Annotated in this window: 1 protein-coding gene; it reads left to right on the top strand. The window is 40.6% G+C overall.

Going from position 1 to position 4,131, the window contains the following annotated elements; translation table 11 throughout:
- Positions 1–270: 270 nt before the first annotated feature.
- Positions 271–4,131: HYR-like domain-containing protein (locus ACSVH6_RS13530; RefSeq protein ID WP_438079389.1), on the top strand; the 3,861-nt coding region annotated here is incomplete at its 3' end.

Here is a 4,131-nt window from a genome sequence, read left to right as displayed (position 1 = left end):
TATTAAACACCTTAGTTTTAAAAGAAATCATAAAGAAAAAAAGGGATAAAAAGAAAGAAAAATCGATAATAAACAAATGTTAAATAAAAAATGTCACTTTAACGAGTTTTCGGGTTGTTTGTGGAAAAAATTGAGCAATGATGAGGGTATGCCGTAATTTAGCCAAGAATATAGTATAACCCAGAAAATCTATCTACCAAATAAGCCTACAAAATTACTTCAAGCCCAAAATTCAAATTTTAGATAAATTATTCTACTAAAATTAAACGTATGAAATCAAAAATTACTCACTCAAAAAAACTCATTGCGTTTTTGATATTTAGTCTGCTAAGTATCTCTGTTTCATTTTCGCAATCTGTTCCTCCTGCCAACACTTCCTGTACCTCTAAAGACCTGGAAGTGGTAGCTGCTAAGCTTAGTGGCGGAGATTTGTGTAATTCTTGTGCAACGGCAACCCCATTGACAAGAACATTAACATTATCAATTAATAACACCACCGGGTCCACAAGGGGCGCATTTGCCTTTTGGGGTACTCTTGAAATCTATAGTGGCACTACCGGTTTGCTGATTTCATCAGTTACAAGAACAGGTTGTGCTGGCCCTGTACCAGCGAGCTCTATCACATCATTAGATTTTGGGACTATTACCTATAATTGTGGTGATATCATTAAAATTAGCAATCTTTGGGAAGCATGGACAACGCCAGGAGGAGTATGTCCACTAAACCCAAATGATATCTCACCAAAATGTGGCAAGCTGCCTTCCATCACAGTTAATGGCGGGGTAAACGGTGAATTTGTATTGACTCAATCACAATGTGGATTAGGAACTGGGGCTATCGATTTGACTCCGATTGGAGGAACAGCTCCTTATACTTATTTATGGACAACTACTGACGGTGTTATCCCTGCCGGTCAATCCACTAATCAAGACCTTACCGGTTTAGTTCCGGGTACTTATAATGTAAAAATAACCGATGCTAACGGATGTATTGTTGATAAATCCAGAACGATTACAGCCACCAATCCTCCGATCGCTACCTTTGCAAATACCAGTGATATTACTGTGCCTTGTGGTGAAGCCACAACCAGTTCATTAACTTATACTAATGGAGGAACTGCATCTTGTTTAATCAGTGGTTCAGTTACTTCAACCTTGAGTTCTCAAACACCGGCTGGAGTTTGCGGAGGTACAATAACTGAAACTTGGACTTACACAGATGCTTACAACAGAACCATCGTAAAAACAAGAACGATTACTGTTAGTCCTGCTGCTTTGCCAACCATGACCGCTCCTTCTAATATTACAGTTGCTTGTGGTTCTTTACCATCACCAAGTACTTTATCATTTACAAATGGTTTGTCCGGAAGTTGTGGTATAAATGGGGTATCAAATCTTTCCACATTCTCAACTTTGCCTGGTGCTTGTGGAGGAACAGTAACCGAAACATGGACTGCAACGGATTCTTGCGGAAGAGCTTTAGCTCCCGTTTCAAGAACGATTACGGTTAATCCGGCTGCCTTGCCAACCATGACAGCTTCTTCTAACATTACTGTAGCCTGTGGTTCTATACCGGCACCAAGTACTATTGCATTTTCAAATGGATTAAGTGGTAGTTGTGCTATTAATGGAATTTCAAATACCTCTACATTGTCTACTATACCTGATGCTTGTGGAGGAACAGTAACAGAAACATGGACTGCAACGGATTCTTGCGGAAGAACTTTGGCTCCCGTTTCAAGAACGATTACAGTTAATCCGGCTGCATTGCCAACCATGACAGCACCTTCTAACATTACTGTAGCCTGTGGTTCAATACCCGCACCAAGTACTATTGCATTTTCAAATGGATTAAGTGGTAGTTGTGCTATTAGCGGAATTTCAAATACTTCTACATTCTCAACTTTACCTGGTGCTTGTGGAGGAACAGTGACCGAAACATGGACTGCAACGGATTCTTGCGGAAGAGCTTTGGCTCCAGTTTCAAGAACAATTACAGTTAGTCCGGCTACCTTGCCAACCATGACCGCACCTTCTAACATTACTGTAGCCTGTGGTTCAATACCGGCATCAAGTACTATTGCATTTTCAAATGGATTAAGTGGTAGCTGTGCTATTAACGGAACTTCAAATGCTTCTACATTCTCTACTATACCTGGTGCTTGCGGAGGAACTGTAACCGAAACATGGACTGCAACGGATGCTTGCGGAAGAGCTCTGGCTCCCGTTTCAAGAACAATAACTGTTAGCCCTGCTGCATTGCCAACCATGACAGCTCCTGAAGACATAACCGTTACTTGTGGAGCGATTCCTGCCCCTAGAACGATATCATTTTCAAACGGATTATCCGGAAATTGCAGAATTAACGGAACCTCAAACCCATCAACTTTTACAACTACTGTTGCAGGATTTTGTAACGGAAAAGTAACGGAAACATGGACAGCAACGGATTCTTGTGGTAGAGCTTTGGCTTCAGTATCAAGAACAATTACGGTAGATGATACTGTTGCGCCTACATGGACAACCGGTGCTTCTGTATTAAATAGAACGGTTGAATGTAGTGATACTGTGGCTTTAGCAAATGCTCAAAACTTAGCGCCAATAGCTAGTGATAATTGTGCTACAAATTTAACTTATACCAAAACATCAGGTGATTTTGTTGCCGGTTCTTGTGGTTCAAACGGAACTTACACTAATACTTGGACAGCAACTGATTTATGTAATAATACTTCACAAACGTTTACCCAGATAATTTCTGTACAAGATATGACAGCGCCAACTTTTACCGTTCCTGGTGATGTTACGCTAAATACAGATGCAAACTGTAATGTAAATCTTGACCCATCTGCTATTGGTAATGTCACCAATATCAGTGACAACTGTGATGCTAATCCAACTGTTACTTATCAAGACAATGACTGTTTCGGAAACTTCAATGAAGGTTCTGTAAATGCTGGAACAGGAGTTTACTTCCCTTTTACTGTTAGTGGATTTGATGGTTCAACTGCTGCTAATATTGAAAAAGTAGCTTTAGCCTTTGAAACGAATCAAGGTAAAGGAAGAGTACAATTTACACTTGTATCTCCAAGCGGACAAGGAGTAGTTCTTGTCGGACCATATTGTAATGGCGGAAATTGTGATACTGCTAATTCAAATAATGCTGAACTTTATTTACCGGTTTTCCATCCAAATATTTCAGGATATCCGCAATGGAACAATAATAATGTAATCTCTAATGGTACTCCTGTTGATTTAACACCGAATGGGAATCTTAGTGCATCAAATACAATTAACGGACTGACATCATACGTTTCCAGTTTTGACAATTTAACTGGTCCAATGAATGGTACTTGGTTTGTTTATGGTGAAAAAGTGGGCACTGAATTAGGAACGATTCGTTTTAAAAGCGTTTGCTTAACGCCTCTTAATACATGTCCAAATAACAAAGTAATTACCAGAGCATGGACAGTAACGGATGCTTGTGGTAATGGTTCTACCGCTAACCAAATAATAAAAATACAAGATACTACTGCACCTACCTGGTCAACTCAAACAGGATCGCTTGATGCTACTGTAGAATGTAGCGATGCTGCTGCATTAGCAACGGCTCAAGCTGCTTTCCCTGTGGCAACTGACAACTGTGATGGTGATGTAACCAACATTGTAAAAACTTCAGGTGAGTTTGTAGCTAACGAAGGATGTGCGAACTCAGGTACTTATACCAACACTTGGACTGTAGCTGATGCTTGTGGTAATACTTCTGCTGTGTTTACTCAGGTAATCACTGTTCAGGATACTACGGCGCCTACTTGGACTACTACTGCAGGGTCTCTTGATGCTACTGTAGAATGTAGCGATGCTGCTGCTTTAGCAACGGCTCAGGCTGCTTTCCCTGTCGCTTCTGACTTATGTGATACTGATGTAACCAACATCGTAAAAACTTCAGGTGAGTTTGTAGCTAACGAAGGATGTGCTAATGCCGGTACTTATACCAACACTTGGACTGTAGCTGATGCTTGTGGTAATACTTCTGCTGTGTTTACTCAGGTAATCACTGTTCAGGATACTACGGCTCCTACTTGGACTACTGCTGCCGGTTCGCTTGATGCAACTGTAGAATGTAGTGATGCG

It is taken from the genome of Flavobacterium sp. XGLA_31 (assembly GCF_051547105.1).
GTDB lineage: Bacteria > Bacteroidota > Bacteroidia > Flavobacteriales > Flavobacteriaceae > Flavobacterium.
The sequence above is the reverse complement of the archived record's forward strand: the minus strand, read 5'-3'. Positions and strand labels throughout refer to the sequence as shown.